Annotated in this window: 15 protein-coding genes; 12 read left to right on the plus strand and 3 right to left on the minus strand. The window is 61.0% G+C overall.

Going from position 1 to position 14,165, the window contains the following annotated elements:
• Window positions 1-109 precede the first annotated feature (109 nt).
• From AB4O41_RS28460 to AB4O41_RS28485, 6 genes are all read left to right on the plus strand, one after another.
• Window positions 110-901 carry a CbbQ/NirQ/NorQ/GpvN family protein gene (locus AB4O41_RS28460; protein WP_367375180.1) on the plus strand — a complete coding sequence of 264 codons (792 nt, stop codon included), beginning with the start codon at window positions 110-112 and terminating at the stop codon, window positions 899-901.
• Window positions 885-1,472, plus strand: a complete 588-nt coding sequence (locus AB4O41_RS28465) for a cytochrome c oxidase subunit 3 (RefSeq protein WP_460145591.1) — start codon at window positions 885-887, stop codon at window positions 1,470-1,472. Before AB4O41_RS28460 ends, AB4O41_RS28465 begins: the two co-directional genes overlap by 17 nt.
• A gap of 11 nt (window positions 1,473-1,483) precedes the next feature.
• The gene (locus AB4O41_RS28470) at window positions 1,484-1,741 is read left to right on the plus strand and encodes a cytochrome C oxidase subunit IV family protein (protein WP_460145592.1); all 258 of its coding nucleotides are present in this window, start codon (window positions 1,484-1,486) and stop codon (window positions 1,739-1,741) included.
• A 174-nt stretch (window positions 1,742-1,915) separates the two neighbouring features.
• Window positions 1,916-2,356: a c-type cytochrome gene (locus tag AB4O41_RS28475; protein ID WP_030130714.1), complete on the plus strand. Its 441-nt coding sequence runs from the start codon at window positions 1,916-1,918 to the stop codon at window positions 2,354-2,356.
• A 3-nt stretch (window positions 2,357-2,359) separates the two neighbouring features.
• Window positions 2,360-3,787 (plus strand): cbb3-type cytochrome c oxidase subunit I, encoded by a 1,428-nt coding sequence (locus AB4O41_RS28480; RefSeq protein WP_460145593.1) that lies wholly within the window; start codon window positions 2,360-2,362, stop codon window positions 3,785-3,787.
• A gap of 78 nt (window positions 3,788-3,865) precedes the next feature.
• The gene (locus AB4O41_RS28485) at window positions 3,866-5,707 is read left to right on the plus strand and encodes a VWA domain-containing protein (protein WP_460145594.1); all 1,842 of its coding nucleotides are present in this window, start codon (window positions 3,866-3,868) and stop codon (window positions 5,705-5,707) included.
• A 23-nt stretch (window positions 5,708-5,730) separates the two neighbouring features.
• On the opposite strand, the gene AB4O41_RS28490 is transcribed toward AB4O41_RS28485, so the two are convergent.
• Together AB4O41_RS28490 and AB4O41_RS28495 are read right to left on the minus strand one after the other, a co-directional pair.
• Complete coding sequence (locus tag AB4O41_RS28490) at window positions 5,731-5,931, minus strand: protein DnrP (protein WP_460145595.1); 201 nt, start codon at window positions 5,929-5,931, stop codon at window positions 5,731-5,733.
• Window positions 5,928-6,611, minus strand: coding sequence for a Crp/Fnr family transcriptional regulator (locus AB4O41_RS28495; protein WP_008075049.1), 684 nt, complete (start codon window positions 6,609-6,611; stop codon window positions 5,928-5,930). Before AB4O41_RS28495 ends, AB4O41_RS28490 begins: the two co-directional genes overlap by 4 nt.
• Window positions 6,612-7,203: 592 nt before the next feature.
• Between AB4O41_RS28495 and AB4O41_RS28500 the strand changes: the two genes are divergently transcribed.
• The gene (locus AB4O41_RS28500; RefSeq protein WP_460145596.1) at window positions 7,204-8,394 is read left to right on the plus strand and encodes an NnrS family protein; all 1,191 of its coding nucleotides are present in this window, start codon (window positions 7,204-7,206) and stop codon (window positions 8,392-8,394) included.
• Between the two features lie 28 nt (window positions 8,395-8,422).
• Window positions 8,423-8,860: a hypothetical protein gene (locus AB4O41_RS28505; protein WP_367375187.1), complete on the plus strand. Its 438-nt coding sequence runs from the start codon at window positions 8,423-8,425 to the stop codon at window positions 8,858-8,860.
• Window positions 8,861-8,935: 75 nt separating this feature from the next.
• Here the strand turns inward: AB4O41_RS28505 and ytfE are convergent, their stop codons facing one another.
• Complete coding sequence (gene ytfE / locus AB4O41_RS28510; protein WP_460145597.1) at window positions 8,936-9,610, minus strand: iron-sulfur cluster repair protein YtfE; 675 nt, start codon at window positions 9,608-9,610, stop codon at window positions 8,936-8,938.
• 154 nt (window positions 9,611-9,764) lie between these two features.
• Here ytfE and norR point away from each other — a divergent pair, with 154 nt between their 5' ends.
• The 4 genes from norR to AB4O41_RS28530 all read left to right on the plus strand — a co-directional run bounded on the left by norR (window position 9,765) and on the right by AB4O41_RS28530 (window position 14,056).
• Window positions 9,765-11,294, plus strand: coding sequence for a nitric oxide reductase transcriptional regulator NorR (norR, locus tag AB4O41_RS28515; RefSeq protein WP_038982827.1), 1,530 nt, complete (start codon window positions 9,765-9,767; stop codon window positions 11,292-11,294).
• A 78-nt stretch (window positions 11,295-11,372) separates the two neighbouring features.
• Complete coding sequence (pdxH, locus tag AB4O41_RS28520) at window positions 11,373-12,020, plus strand: pyridoxamine 5'-phosphate oxidase (RefSeq protein WP_460145598.1); 648 nt, start codon at window positions 11,373-11,375, stop codon at window positions 12,018-12,020.
• A gap of 249 nt (window positions 12,021-12,269) precedes the next feature.
• Entirely contained in the window at window positions 12,270-12,824 is a 555-nt protein-coding gene (gene moaB, locus AB4O41_RS28525; protein ID WP_008075064.1) for a molybdenum cofactor biosynthesis protein B, read from the plus strand.
• Window positions 12,821-14,056 (plus strand): molybdopterin molybdotransferase MoeA, encoded by a 1,236-nt coding sequence (locus AB4O41_RS28530; protein ID WP_460145599.1) that lies wholly within the window; start codon window positions 12,821-12,823, stop codon window positions 14,054-14,056. Before moaB ends, AB4O41_RS28530 begins: the two co-directional genes overlap by 4 nt.
• Window positions 14,057-14,165: the final 109 nt, after the last annotated feature.

Genomic DNA, 14,165 nt, shown 5'->3' on the forward strand with positions numbered 1-14,165 from the left:
AGGCCAATGCTCGCTTGACCGCGATCAAGTTTGCCGGCCATGTCACTTGCCAGGTTGTCGCAGGGGCCCGTAGCGTGTGGCTTGAATCCGCTTTTGGAACAGACAGCCCATGGACCGAATCCAGTCTTGCGAACCCTTCTATCAACCGCTCAATAATGAGGAGGCGCTGTTCGAGCAAGCCTGGCGGCACGGCATGCCGGTGCTGATCAAAGGCCCGACGGGGTGCGGCAAGACCCGCTTCGTCCAGCACATGGCCCATCGGTTGAAACTGCCGCTGTATACCGTGGCTTGCCATGACGATCTGAGCGCCGCCGACCTGATCGGCCGACATTTGATCGGTGCCCAGGGCACCTGGTGGCAGGACGGGCCACTGACCCGCGCGGTGCGTGAAGGCGGCATTTGTTATCTGGACGAAGTGGTCGAGGCGCGCCAGGACACGGTGGTTGTACTGCATCCGCTGGCCGATGATCGTCGCGAGTTGTTCCTGGAGCGCACCGGCGAAGTGCTGCAGGCGCCGCCATCATTCATGCTGGTGGTGTCGTACAACCCCGGCTACCAGAACCTGCTTAAAGGCATGAAACCCAGCACCCGACAACGCTTCGTGGCGATGCGTTTCGGCTATCCGCCGGTGGCCGACGAAGAGCGCATTGTCGCCCGGGAAGCGCAGGTGGACACCGCGCTGGCGGCGCAAGTGGTGAGGTTGGGGCAGGCCCTGCGAAGGCTGGATCAACATGACCTGGAGGAAGTCGCCTCGACGCGGTTGTTGATTTTTACTGCGCGAATGATCCGCTCCGGCATGAGCCCGCGTGAGGCGTGCATGGCCTGCCTGGCCGAGCCGCTGAGCGATGATCCGCTGACGGTTGCGGCACTGATGGGCGTGGTTGATGTCCACTTTGGCTGAGTCCAGACGCGTTGCGCCGGGTCACTTGCCGGGCGATCTGGCGATGTGGTTTTTCATTCTGGCCGAGCTGTCGGTGTTCGCCATCCTGATTCTGGCGTTCGCCGTGACCCAGGCACTCAAGCCGCAGCTGTTCGGTGAAAGCCGTCTGTTGCTCAATACCTCTACCGGCCTGGCGATGACCCTGAGCCTGCTCACCGCCGGGCTGTTCGCCGCGCTGGCCCAGGAGCAAGTCAAGCGCTCTCGGTCTCGCCACGGCGCTGTCTACCTGCTGGCAGCCTTGCTCGCCGCCAGTGTCTACGTGGTGTTGAAAATCACGGAATACCGGCACTTGCTGGCCTCGGGGCTGGGCATGGAGCACAACACGTTTTTCACCCTCTACTGGATACTCACCGGTTTTCACTTTCTCCATGTACTGCTCGGCATGGTCATCCTCGGATGGCTGGCCGAGCGTTGCCGTTGTGGCCTGTACAACGCGGCCAACCGCAGCGGGCTTGAATCGGGTGTGCTGTATTGGCACATGGTCGATCTGATCTGGGTCGTGCTGTTTCCGCTGGTCTACGTTCTGAATTGACGGAGGTTCTGATGTCCGCTTCCAGGTTTTTGCTGGTCTGCTGGGCAGCACTGGCCACGTTAAGCGTGTGCACGGTGGTGCTGGCACAGGCGGGCGCGACGTGGCTGCTGTCGGTGGCCATTTTGCTGGTGGCGGTTGGCAAGGCCTGGCTGATTGCCGATGGCTTTATGGAAATGCGCCATGCCCCGCGATTGTGGCGCCGGTTGATGGTGAGCTGGGCGCTGGTGTTGGCGGCCATTGTGGGGCTGACGCTGGTGTTGTTCCGCTGAAGGAATAACAGCGCGATTCTAATGTGGGAGCGGGCAAGCCCGCTCCCACATTCGATCTCCGTCAGCCATACGATCTATACCCGACCAAAACCATCTGCCTTTCTTGATCGCCATCAAGCAGGTTTCAACCCTTCGCTTTCTATCATGGGCACGCCAAGCAAAGAGGAAGCGACCATGTCAGAGACCTTCACCAAAGGCATGGCCAGGAATATCTACTTCGGGGGAAGCATCTTCTTCTTCCTGATATTCCTGGCCTTGACCTATCACACGGAACAGACCTTTCCAGTGCGCAGCAATGAAGCGCAGTTAACTGAATCAGTGATCCGCGGCAAGACGGTCTGGGAGCAGAACAACTGCATCGGCTGTCACACGCTGCTGGGCGAGGGCGCCTACTTTGCGCCTGAGCTGGGCAATGTGTTTCAGCGGCGCGGCGGGGAGGCGGGCTTCAAACCCTTTCTACATGCCTGGATGAAAATGCAGCCGCTGGGCGTACCGGGCCGGCGAGCGATGCCGCAGTTCAAGTTGAGCGAGCAGGAGGTGGATGACATCGCCGAGTTCCTCAAATGGAGTTCGAACATCAACACCAATGGCTGGCCGCCAAACAAGGAGGGCTAAGCGATGAGCATTGCTAATCCGCATCTGAAATTCGCCTCGCAAGCCGTGGCCAAACCGTACTTCGTGTTTGCCCTGATGCTGTTTCTCGGTCAGGTGCTGTTCGGTTTGATCATGGGGGTGCAATACGTGATCGGAGACTTTCTGTTCCCGATCATTCCCTTCAACGTGGCGCGGATGGTGCACACCAACCTGCTGATCGTCTGGCTGTTGTTCGGCTTCATGGGCGCTGCCTACTACCTGATTCCGGAAGAGGCCGACCGCGAGCTGCACAGTCCGAAGTTGGCGATCATCCTGTTCTGGGTATTCGCCGCCGCAGGCGTGCTGACGATCCTCGGCTACCTGCTGGTGCCTTATGCGGGCCTGGCCAAACTGACTCACAATGAGTTGCTGCCGACCATGGGTCGGGAGTTCCTGGAGCAGCCGACCATCACCAAGATGGGCATTGTAGTGGTGTGCCTGGGCTTCCTTTACAACATCGGCATGACCCTGCTCAAAGGTCGCAAGACCACGATCAGCATGGTGATGATGACCGGGCTGATCGGCCTTGCGGTGTTCTTCCTGTTCTCCTTCTACAACCCCGGCAACCTGGCCCGCGACAAGTTCTACTGGTGGTGGGTGGTGCATCTTTGGGTGGAAGGCGTGTGGGAACTGATCATGGGTTCGATGCTCGCTTTTGTCCTGATCAAGATCACCGGTGTAGACCGGGAAGTCGTGGAGAAATGGCTGTACGTGATCATCGCCATGGCGCTGATTACCGGGATCATCGGTACCGGTCACCACTTCTTCTGGATCGGTGCGCCTGAGGTCTGGTTGTGGGTCGGCTCGATCTTCTCGGCACTCGAACCGCTACCGTTCCTGGCCATGGTGATCTTCGCCTTCAGCATGGTGAAGAACCGTCGCCGGCAACACCCGAACCGCGCCGCTACACTGTGGGCCAAGGGCACCACGGTCACCGCGTTCTTCGGTGCGGGCGTCTGGGGTTTTCTGCACACCCTGGCGCCGGTCAACTTCTACACCCACGGTTCGCAACTGACGGCGGCGCACGGTCACCTGGCCTTCTACGGTGCTTACGCGATGATCGTGATGACCTTGATCAGCTACGCCATGCCGCGTTTGCGCGGGCTGGGTGAGGCCGCTGACGAGCGTTCGCAGACCTTCGAAATCTGGGGCTTCTGGTTGATGACCCTATCGATGGTGATGATCACGCTGTTCCTGACCGCTGCCGGTGTCGTCCAGGTTTACCTGCAACGCTGGCAGGCCGACGGGATTGCGTTGCCATTCATGTCCACGGTCGAACATCTGCAGGTGCTGTTCTGGGCGCGTCTGGGCGCCGGTCTCGGGTTCTTCGCAGGCTTGCTCTGTTACCTGCTCAGCTTCAAGCAACGTGGCCGCGCAGCCTTGCGCGCCCCGGCTGCGGTTGTACCTTCATGAACGTGTGCAATGGCTAGAAAAGGTCGGCCCGGCTGATACAGCGGGCCGTTTTTTTGGTTTCCAGGAAGGGCAAGCATCATGGCGTTTACCGTCGAACTGGAAGAGTGGGTAGGCAGTGTCTGGCATCGTTTCATCACCCGGCGTGCCAGCCCGGACTTCCCTGAAGCACGGGTTGAACTGGCCAGCCAGCAACGCCCGCTGGCGCTGTTGTTTCGTGCCATGGGCGGTGCCAATGGCGTCGGTGTGGAAGCCGCCAGTGACCGCGACCTGCTGCTGCGCCGAAACGTGTTGCAGCAGATCGCCGGCACCTGCAAACAAGTGCCGTTGGCGTGGTGTGACGCGAGTAATCTGCGGCTGCCATCGAGCCTGGCGGTGTTTCCTGAAGTCGCACTGAATGAGGAACTCTACCGCTGGCTCGCATTGCTGGCGGCACAGGCCGGGCAGATGCGTCACTGGGGGCGGGACAATCAACGCTGGACGCAACAGCTGTTGCGACGCTATCCCGCGCTGCGTGCTCGTTACAAACGACTGGTCGATGCCCATCTGCAATTGCGCCCCGATCCGGCCTCGTTGAACGCCAGCGAAGCAGCACTGGAACGGGCGTTATGCCAGGCGCTACGCGAACCCGGCAGTGTTGAGCATTTCCCTCGTAGCGAACGGGCCGCGTGGCCGCTGCCGCTGTGGTTGTACCCGCCACAAAACCTCGCCAGCCCACAGGCTGCCGATCTGGGCGATGAATCCGAAGAGTCGTTGACCACGCCGCCCGGCGAACAGAAAAGCGGGCGTAAACGCGCGACGCGAATCGATGAAGACAGCCGCGACGGCGGGTTGTTAATCGTGCGCCTGGAGAACCTGTTCAGCTGGACCGAACACGTCGACCTGGATCGCTGGTCGGACGACAGCGAAGACCCGGACGCCGCCAGAGTTGCCGATGACCTGGATGAACTGACGCTATCGCGCACCCGTCTGCGCAAGGGCGGTGGTCTCAAGCTGCACCTGGATTTGCCACCGGCCGATGTCGACGATATTCCCCTCGGCGAGGGCATCAAGTTGCCGGAGTGGGACTACCGTAAACAACAGATGCAGGACAGCTTCGTCAATCTACAGATGATGGTGCCCCGCGACTGCGAGGCGCAGCCACTGCCGCCACGGCTGAAGGCCTCGGCGCACCGCTTGCGGCGCCAGTTCGAGCACCTGCGCAATGATCGCCAGTGGTTACGCCAACAACCCCAGGGCTCAGAGCTGGACATGCAGGCCTGGCTGGATTTTCACGTTGAGCGCGAGCATGGCCAGTGTGCCGAACGCGGTCTGTTCATGGAGCAGCGGCAGACCCGCCGCGACCTGGCGTGCCTGTTGCTGGCCGACGTGTCGATGTCTACCGACGCGCACCTGAACGATGAGCATCGTGTCATCGACGTCATCCGCGACAGCCTGCTGCTGTTCGGCGAAACCTTGTCGGTGCTGGGTGATGATTTCGCTCTGTACGGGTTTTCCTCGCTGCGTCGTCAGCAAGTGCGCATGCAGGAACTCAAGGCGTTCACCCAGCGTTATGACGACAACACTCGAGGTCGCATTCAAGGGCTCAAACCGGGGTATTACACGCGCATGGGCGCGGCCATTCGCCAGGCCACGCAACTATTGGGTACGAGCAAGCGGCGCAGCAAACTGTTGCTGCTGCTCACGGATGGCAAACCCAATGATCTGGATCTGTATGAAGGGCGCTACGGTGTTGAAGACACCCGTGAGGCGGTGCTGGAGGCCCGGCGTCAGGGGCTGACGCCGTTCTGTATCACGATCGATCGCGAGGCCGGGGATTACCTGCCGTACATGTTTGGCGCCAATGGCTACACCTTGATCCGTCAGCCTGAGCAGTTACCTCTGCGCTTGCCGCAGTTGTACCGCCAGCTGACTCAACCTTGAACCTCGGTTCGATCAACGCAGCATCAGCTGATGCTGCGCGGCAGCCAGAAAAACATCGTCACGCAGAAGATTGTCAGGCCGATGCAGAACCACTTGAATCGGCGCAACCGACGTTGCGCCGCGTGTGCGGCCAATGCCGGCAGGGGCATGCCGCATTGGCGGCACTCGATTTCTTGTGGTGGGTTGGAGTGTTGGCAATACAGGCAGACGGGCATGGCACTCACTCGAACTGTTCCAGGCGCAAGCGATCAAGAATGGCGATCTGACGGCCGTCCTGAGTGATGATGTTTTCATCGATCAAGCGGCGAATGATCCGCGAGAAGGTTTCTGGCTGGATCGACAGATGCCCGGCAATCAGCTGCTTGGCCATCGGCAGCTCGAATTGGCTGTCAACGGTTTGCTGGCGCACCAGTTGCGTCAGCAGATAACGCACGACCCGGTGGGTGGCGTTTTTCAGTGACAGGGTCTCGATTTCGTTGACCCGTTGATGCAAGCGAACGCAGAGCTTGCCCAGCAGTGCAAAGGTCAGCCGACTATTGCTCTGCAGCAGGCGCATGTAGGTGCTGTTGGATAACCGGTAGAGTTGGGTGGGGCAGATCGCTTCGGCCGAGGCCACATAGTTCGGGGTGTCCATCAGCATCATCGCCTCGGCGAAGGTTTGCCGATCGCTGATGACCTCGAACACTTTCTCCTGCCCATCGGGTGTCAGCCGGTAGATTTTCACCGCGCCGGCAATGATGAAATAGAACGAATCGGCTGGCTCACCCTGACGGAACAACGGCTCGCCTTTGTCGATGCTCAGCAAGTGGCTGGTACTCATCAGTTCATCCAGCTGTTCTTCGTTCAACGGCTCGAACAAATGATGACTGCGCAGAATCTGGTGATGGACGCGATGAAGCACCATGAGAATTCATCCTGAAGATAGAGAAGGGGGGATCAAGTCAGACGAGAACCAGGGAAACGCCGCTGGCCAAGGCCAGGATTGAGGTCAACACAACAAACCAGGCCAGTGGCTGGATGACTTTTTTCATGACGACTCCAGGTAATCGAGAGGGATCCAGGATTTCTAAAAGGTTGCCCATGCAGAGCAAGACGCGGGCCAGACTTGGAGGCCCTTGTTTATTGGAGGGGGCAGCGATCAGGGTAAAAATACCGTGAGGTTTAGGGTTTAAATGACCATCAAAGGGTCATTTATACCCTGGTCGGGGGTAACTTGTGGCGAGGGAGCTTGCTCCCGCTGGAGTGCGAAGCGCTCCCAACACCGGCCATCGCAATGCTTCAGATACAACGCATCAGCCGGTTTACGGCTGCTGCGCACCCGAGCGGGAGCAAGCTCCCTCGCCACAAAGGGCGCGCGCTCGGCATCGGGGCACGTCCCTTGCACACTTGATCTGTGACAAAGGCAATGGATCGGTAATACCCGATGATTGGCCCTGGATTTACCTCGGCGCGTGCGGGTTGGCGCCAGGTCAGCAAACAGGTAGAGGAGTGGCTTTATGCAAGTGCTTGACCGCCGTAAAGCGATGGCAATCGCGCCGCTGTTACGGCTGGCCTTTCGGCCGTTTTTCCTCGCTGGCTGCCTGTTGGCGGTGCTGGCCATTCCGCTATGGCTGGCCGCCTTCAGCGGTTCGATATCCGACTGGCAGCCGGCAGGCGGTTGGCTGGGCTGGCATCGGCATGAATTGTTGTTCGGGTTCGGCTTGGCGATTATCGCGGGCTTTCTGCTGACGGCCGTGCAGACCTGGACCGGTCGCCCCGGCCTCAGCGGCAAACCGTTGGCCGCTCTGGCGCTGCTGTGGTTATTGGCGCGCGTGGCCTGGCTGGCCAATGTGCCGTGGCCGTTGCTCGCGGTGCTGGAAATGGCGTTCCCGTTGGCGGTGGCGGTGCTCATGGGCTTCACCCTGTGGAAGGTGCGGCAGAAACGTAACTACCCGATTGTGGTGGTTCTGCTGTTGTTGGCCGTGGCCGACGGGTTGTCCTTGTACGGCCTGGTCGAGGGGCATGAAGGTTGGCAGCGCCAAGGCGTGCTGACCGGCATTTGGTTGGTGGCGGCTATGATGGGGTTGATCGGTGGGCGGGTGATTCCGTTCTTCACCCAGCGTGGCCTTGGTCGGGTTGAAGGCGTTGCCGCCTGGCCCTGGCTGGATCGATTGTTGTTGGTAGGCTCGCCGCTGGTGGCGTTGTTATATGCCGCAGGGCCTGCGCTTAACCCCAATGTCTGGGTGGGCCTGCTGTTCGCGGTGCTGGCGGCGGGACATCTGGTGCGACTGGTGCGCTGGCATGACCGGGCACTCTGGCACGTACCGTTGCTGTGGTCGCTGCACCTGGCTTATGGCTGGTTGGCGGTGGCGTGTCTCGGGATGGCGCTGTGGCATTTCGGCGCGCCGATCAACCCGAGTCTGGCGGTGCATTGCCTGACGATCGGTGCCATGGGCGGCCTGGTGCTGGCGATGATCGCCCGAGTCAGCCTCGGGCATACCGGCCGTGCGCTCGAACCGCCGTCGGGGATGACCCTGGCGTTCATCTTGCTCAATCTGGCGTGCCTGAGCCGGGTCGTGTTGATCGAGTTCTTTCCCTTGCCGGCATTGTGGCTGGCCGGTCTGTGCTGGGCGCTGGCATTTGCGCTGTATGCCTGGCGCTATGGACCGATGCTGCTGCGGACCCGGGTCGACGGTCATCCGGGATGAGCACGCGAACTGACAGAGGCTGGCGCTGATGTATCCCTTTTTACTGGTCACGCATTTGCTGGCAGCGATTGCCTTCATCGGCACGCTGTTTTTCGAGGTGGTTATCTGGCATCGCGCCCGTCAGCAGTTGGCGGATACCGCGCAATCCACGGCGGATCAGGCGATTGCCGTGCGCTCGCGCAAGGTCCTGCATGGCGTGGTGTTGCTGTTGTATGGCGCCGGCATCGGCCTGGCGTGGCAGTACCGAGGCGCATTGAGCCAGCCGCTGGCCAGCAGCTTTGGCACGTTGTTGAGCCTGAAGATCCTGTTGGCCCTGAGTATCATCGGTCATTACTTGCTGCTGGCCTATTGGCTGACCCATGCGCGCCTGACCGCGACGCGTGCAAGCTGGATTCGCCGCAGCATTCTCGGACACATGGTGTTGATCGTGATCCTGGCCAAGGCGATGTTCTATTGGCACGGCTGATCGTATGCAGTCCCGGATAAACAAAACCCGCGTCAACCGGTGGGCTGGCGCGGGTTGGGTGTAACTGGCGATCGATCAGTGACGAGGGTTCAGGGCGTTGATGAACAGCACATTGTTTTCCAGATGAATGTGTTGCATCAGGTCATCTTTGAATTCCAGCAGCCCGCGATAGAGGGCGCGCCAGGTGTTACAGGCATCGGCAGGCGGGATGATGTGATTGGTCAGGGCGAGCATTTTCTCCAGTGCCTCGCCATGTTGATCATGTTCGAAGCGCAACACCTGGATCGGCGGAGCCGCTTGAGCACCGATGCCTTGTTGCAGCATCGGGAACAGCACTTGTTCCTCCTTGAGCATGTGGCCTTCGAGTTCTTGCTGCATGTCGGTCAAGAGATCGGCCAGGCCGTTGGGGCAACTGCTACGCGCACCATGAACCTGCTCGACGCGGCGAGCCAGACGGATCAGTTCCGGCAGTTGCTCGCGATGACGGGCGTGGTAGCGCGTCAGAAGGTGGGCGATCAGCAGTTCCAAAGGTTCGTTGCGCCAGTCGTGCTGGGTTTCGCCGGCGTCTTGCAGAATGTTCAGGGCGTCGGCAATCAGGACCGGATCGAGGTTTTTGCCAAGGGCCGCTTCACGCAGGCTTTTATGCCCGCCACAACAGAAGTCCAGTTTGAAGGTATGGAAGATCCGGGTGGCACCGGGAATGTCGCAGGCCAGTTGGCCGAGGCTTTGTTCCAATAGGGTCTGGCTCATCAGGGTTCCTTGTTTGGGTTTCAACGGTTCCCCTGATCCATTGCATCCGGCATGCCATATTTAAGTGATTGAAAAGCATCGATTATTTTTTAGTTGTGGTGATAGTCACCCTGACGCTTTAGGGTGAATCCAACCATAGAGGGTGTTTACTACCATGCTGCGAGAAAGCCTGGCAGCCGACCTGATCGTCGAGTTGCCCAATGCCGTACGATTGCAACGATTGGTCCAGACCCTGCGCGAATACTTCAACAGTGGTGCCGTGGGCTTGTTGCGTCTGGATGACGACAGCCTCAGGCCCGTTGCGACGGTGGGGCTGGTCCATGAAGCGTTGGGGCGCCGGTTCGTCATCGCCCAGCATCCTCGGCTGGCGGCTATCATGGCGTCGCGCGAGCCGACCTGGTTCGAACCCGACAGTCGCTTGCCGGACCCCTACGACGGCTTGCTCGACAACCACGTCGGCGAACCGCTGCCGGTGCATGACTGCATGGGCGTGAGCCTGTATGTCGAGGGACGGATCTGGGGCGCGATCACCCTCGATGCGCTGCACGCCGGGACCTTCGACAGCCGGGCGCGGGAAGAGCTCAAGCGCTGCACCTTGCAGATCGAAGCCGCCGTGCGGGTCACGCGGCTCGAGCAGGAAAACCGCAGCTTGCGTCTGTCCCGCAGCGATCCCCAGGACTTGCGAATGCCGGTCGAGGAGGGCGAGATCCTCGGGCAGAGTGAGGTGTTGCATCAGTTGCTCAATGAGCTGGATGTACTGGCCGACTCCGATCTGCCGGTATTGCTGTTGGGCGAGACCGGCGTCGGCAAAGAGCTGTTCGCCCGGCGCTTGCATCGCCTTTCAAGGCGCCATCACAAACCGCTGATACACGTTAACTGCGCCGCTTTGCCGGAGTCGCTGGCAGAGAGTGAGTTGTTCGGGCATGTCAAAGGCGCCTTTTCCGGCGCCACCAGTGACCGTGCCGGACGCTTCGATGCCGCCAACGGAGGCACGCTGTTTCTCGATGAAGTCGGGGAGTTGCCATTGGCCGTGCAAGCGAAGTTACTGCGCACTCTGCAGAACGGCGAGATCCAGCGCCTCGGTGCCGACAAGCCGCTGCACGTCGATGTGCGGATCATCGCCGCCACCAACCGACACCTGCCGGACAGCATCCGCGACGGCTTGTTTCGCGCCGATCTGTATCACCGGCTCTCGGTGTATCCGGTGCCGATTCCGCCCCTGCGCGAGCGCGGTAACGATGTGTTGATGCTGGCCGGGCATTTCCTTGAGCTCAATCGGGCGCGGCTCGGCCTGCGTGGTTTGCGCCTGTCGCCGGCGGCCGAACGCGCGCTGCTGCTTTATACCTGGCCGGGCAATGTGCGCGAACTGGAACATGTAATCAGCCGAGCGGCGTTGAAGCAGCTCAGTCGCGGGACGAGTCGCGCGTTGATCATGACGCTGGAGCCTGAAATTCTCGATCTCGACAGCGCGATGGCGGCATCGGGGGCGGTGGTCGAGCCATCCCCGGACGTGACGGCAGATCTGCCGTTCCAGCCCTTGGGCGAAGCCGTCGACGATTACCAGCGCAAGAAAATCCTCCAGGCCCTGAGCCTGTCCGGGGAAAACTGGGCCAGCGCCGCGCGGATTCTGGAAGTCGACCCCAGCAACCTGCACAAACTGGCGCGGCGTCTGCGTCTCAAGTAGGCGACAGTGTTGATGGCGGTCAAGGTGGCTTTGCGCAGTGCCTCGCACACTGCGTAAAACCTTTCGGAGATCACCGTCATGCCGCTTTCCCTGGCTCAGATGCGCCGTAATTACACCCTCAATGGCCTGCAAGATGAGGCGGCGCTGGACGATCCGCTGGCGATGTTCCGGCAGTGGCTGCAACAAGCCCGCGACACCGAGTGCGCACCTGTCGAGGCCAATAGCATGGTGCTGGCGACGGTCGACCCTGAAGGGCGGCCGCACTGCCGGGTTCTGCTGCTCAAGGGGTTGAGCGATGAAGGTTTCACTTTTTTCGGCAATTACCAGAGCGACAAGGGGCAGCAACTGGCCGCCAATCCCTACGCCGCAATGACGTTTTTCTGGCCGGGACTGGAGCGTCAGGTGCGTATCGAAGGGCAGGTGTCGAGGCTCGATCCGGCGTTGTCGGATGCGTACTTCGATTCCCGTTCCATGGCCAGTCGCCTGGGTGCCTGGGCTTCACCGCAGAGCCGCCCGCTGGCCAGTCGTGCAGCGCTGGAATCCATGCTGGCTGAAACCATCAAGCGCTTCGTTGGCCAGACTGTGTCGCGCCCCGAGCACTGGGGCGGCTACTGCCTGCGCCCTGAACGTCTGGAGTTTTGGCAGGGGCGGGCTGACCGCTTGCATGATCGACTCGATTACCGGTTGCGTGATGGTCTGTGGAAACGCAGCCGGTTGGCGCCTTAAGCCCCATTGCGCAGAACCTGTAGCGATGGAGGACAATGTGGGAGCGGGCTTGCTCGCGAATGCGGTGTGTCAGTCGACATCAATGTTGTCTGACACACCGCATTCGCGAGCAAGCCCGCTCCCACAGGTTTTGTGTGCCCGGCACATTCTCTCTATGTCCCCGACGAGGTACCTCCTTGGAGGAATAGGCTCGCTCGCTATTCCGGTTCAGGCTTTGGGCCATACCCTCATCTACGGGAAGACCTGGATATGGCCCATCTGGCGCAACGCACGTTTGAACCCCTGAACATTGCTGTACTGACCATCAGCGATACGCGCACTTTTGACACCGACACTTCGGGACAGACCCTGACGGATTTGCTGCAAACGGCCGGGCATGTGTTGATCGATCGCGATCTGGTCAAGGACGACATTTATCAGATCCGCGCCACCGTTTCCCGGTGGATCGCCGACCCCACGGTGCAAGTGGTTTTGATGACCGGCGGCACCGGTTTCACCGCTCGCGACAACACACCGCAAGCAGTCTTGCCATTGCTGGACAAACATGTGGAAGGCTTCGGCGAACTGTTCCGCCAGGTGTCTCTGGAGGAGATCGGCATGTCCAGCCTGCAGTCCCGGGCATTGGCCGGCATGAGTAACGGCGTGCTGGTGTGCTGCGTTCCAGGCTCGCCGGGTGCCTGCCGGACGGCCTGGAACAAAATCCTGCTCGAACAATTGGACAGTCGCACCGGCCCGTGCAATTTCGCCCCGCATTTGAAACCGCAAGCGCAGCGGGTCATCGACGCCTGCGGGACACGCTCATGACCGGGCGGGTGTGCGACATGGGCAACCTGATGCCGGTGGACGAGGCCATCAGCCGTCTGCTGGACCAGGCACCGCCGCCACCCCTGGCGCAAATGGTTCGTCTGGATCAAGCCATAGGGAGGGTGCTGGCGGCGGACATTCATTCCCCGGTGAGCCTGCCGGCCTGGGACAACAGTGCCATGGACGGCTATGCCCTCAGGGCGGCTGACTTGCCTCAGGCGGGAGGCTCTTTGTCGATTGGCGGGCGCATTGCGGCGGGAGATCAAGCGAGCTCGCCCTTGCTCGCGCAGCACGCGGTGCAGATCTTTACCGGCGCGCCATTGCCACCGGGCGCCGATACCGTAGTGCCGCAAGAGCGCTGTCGGGTCGAGGGCGAGCGCGTCTGGTTCCCGTCGGTGTCCGTGGGCGATCACGTGCGCAAGGAGGGCGAGGAAGTTCGTCGCGGGGATCTATTGCTCAAGGCCGGCAAACGTCTGCGCGCACAAGAACTGGGGTTGCTGGCCGGCGCCGGGATCGCGCGGGTCGAGGTCTATCGGCCGCTGCAGGTGTGCCTGCTCAGCAGCGGCAATGAACTGCGTGAGCCGGGCGATTCGTTGGCGCCGGGGCAGATTTACAACAGCAATCGGTATTGCCTTGCCGCGTTGTTGCGCGGCTGGGGCGTTGAGGTGCATGACTATGGCGTCATGGTCGATGAGCTGGCTGCCAGCCGGCATGCCTTGAGTCTGGCGTCTTCGGAATGCGACTTGCTGTTGAGTTCCGGTGGCGTGTCGGTGGGCGAGGAAGATCACCTCAAACAGGCGATCGAGGAACTGGGCAACGTCGATTTCTGGCGGCTGGCCATCCAGCCGGGCAAGCCACTGGCGTTTGGCGAAGTGGCCGGTAAACCGTGGATCGGCATGCCGGGAAATCCGTCGGCGGCGCTGATCACCGCGTTGGTGGTGGTGCGTCCGTTCCTGCTCAGGGCCCAAGGCGTGACTGACGTACTGCCGGTGCCGTTGGCCGTGCCAGCCGGGTTCGACTGGCTGCAGCGTAACAAGCGTCGGCAGTACCTGCGGGCCCGATTGACGCCCGGCGCCGACGGCCAGTTGAGCGTGGAACTGCACCCTCAGCAAAGCTCGGCGATGTTGACCGCCGCGTGCTGGGCCGATGGGCTGGCGGTGATCGAGTGCGAGCAGCAAGTGCTCAAGCACGACAAGGTGATGTTCCTGTCCTTCGCCGACCTGATGCATTGATGGCAATTGATTGCCGTCAAGGCCGTGCCTGCCGGTCTGGCTAGACTGGCAGCGCCTTTTTTGATCGCCCCGGACCTTCGCGTCATGGGCATCAGGCGATGGCCCGGAT

This window comes from Pseudomonas sp. S2_A02 (assembly GCF_054668495.1).

What these genes read in the sequence shown, in the direction of transcription:
- AB4O41_RS28460 (WP_367375180.1), top strand. Translation starts at nt 110, where the DNA reads ATGGACCGAATCCAGTCTTGCGAACCCTTCTATCAACCGCTCAATAAT.
- AB4O41_RS28465 (WP_460145591.1), top strand. Translation starts at nt 885, where the DNA reads ATGTCCACTTTGGCTGAGTCCAGACGCGTTGCGCCGGGTCACTTGCCG.
- AB4O41_RS28470 (WP_460145592.1), top strand. Translation starts at nt 1,484, where the DNA reads ATGTCCGCTTCCAGGTTTTTGCTGGTCTGCTGGGCAGCACTGGCCACG.
- AB4O41_RS28475 (WP_030130714.1), top strand. Translation starts at nt 1,916, where the DNA reads ATGTCAGAGACCTTCACCAAAGGCATGGCCAGGAATATCTACTTCGGG.
- AB4O41_RS28480 (WP_460145593.1), top strand. Translation starts at nt 2,360, where the DNA reads ATGAGCATTGCTAATCCGCATCTGAAATTCGCCTCGCAAGCCGTGGCC.
- AB4O41_RS28485 (WP_460145594.1), top strand. Translation starts at nt 3,866, where the DNA reads ATGGCGTTTACCGTCGAACTGGAAGAGTGGGTAGGCAGTGTCTGGCAT.
- AB4O41_RS28495 (WP_008075049.1), bottom strand. Translation starts at nt 6,611, where the DNA reads ATGGTGCTTCATCGCGTCCATCACCAGATTCTGCGCAGTCATCATTTG.
- AB4O41_RS28500 (WP_460145596.1), top strand. Translation starts at nt 7,204, where the DNA reads ATGCAAGTGCTTGACCGCCGTAAAGCGATGGCAATCGCGCCGCTGTTA.
- AB4O41_RS28505 (WP_367375187.1), top strand. Translation starts at nt 8,423, where the DNA reads ATGTATCCCTTTTTACTGGTCACGCATTTGCTGGCAGCGATTGCCTTC.
- ytfE (WP_460145597.1), bottom strand. Translation starts at nt 9,610, where the DNA reads ATGAGCCAGACCCTATTGGAACAAAGCCTCGGCCAACTGGCCTGCGAC.
- norR (WP_038982827.1), top strand. Translation starts at nt 9,765, where the DNA reads ATGCTGCGAGAAAGCCTGGCAGCCGACCTGATCGTCGAGTTGCCCAAT.
- pdxH (WP_460145598.1), top strand. Translation starts at nt 11,373, where the DNA reads ATGCCGCTTTCCCTGGCTCAGATGCGCCGTAATTACACCCTCAATGGC.
- moaB (WP_008075064.1), top strand. Translation starts at nt 12,270, where the DNA reads ATGGCCCATCTGGCGCAACGCACGTTTGAACCCCTGAACATTGCTGTA.
- AB4O41_RS28530 (WP_460145599.1), top strand. Translation starts at nt 12,821, where the DNA reads ATGACCGGGCGGGTGTGCGACATGGGCAACCTGATGCCGGTGGACGAG.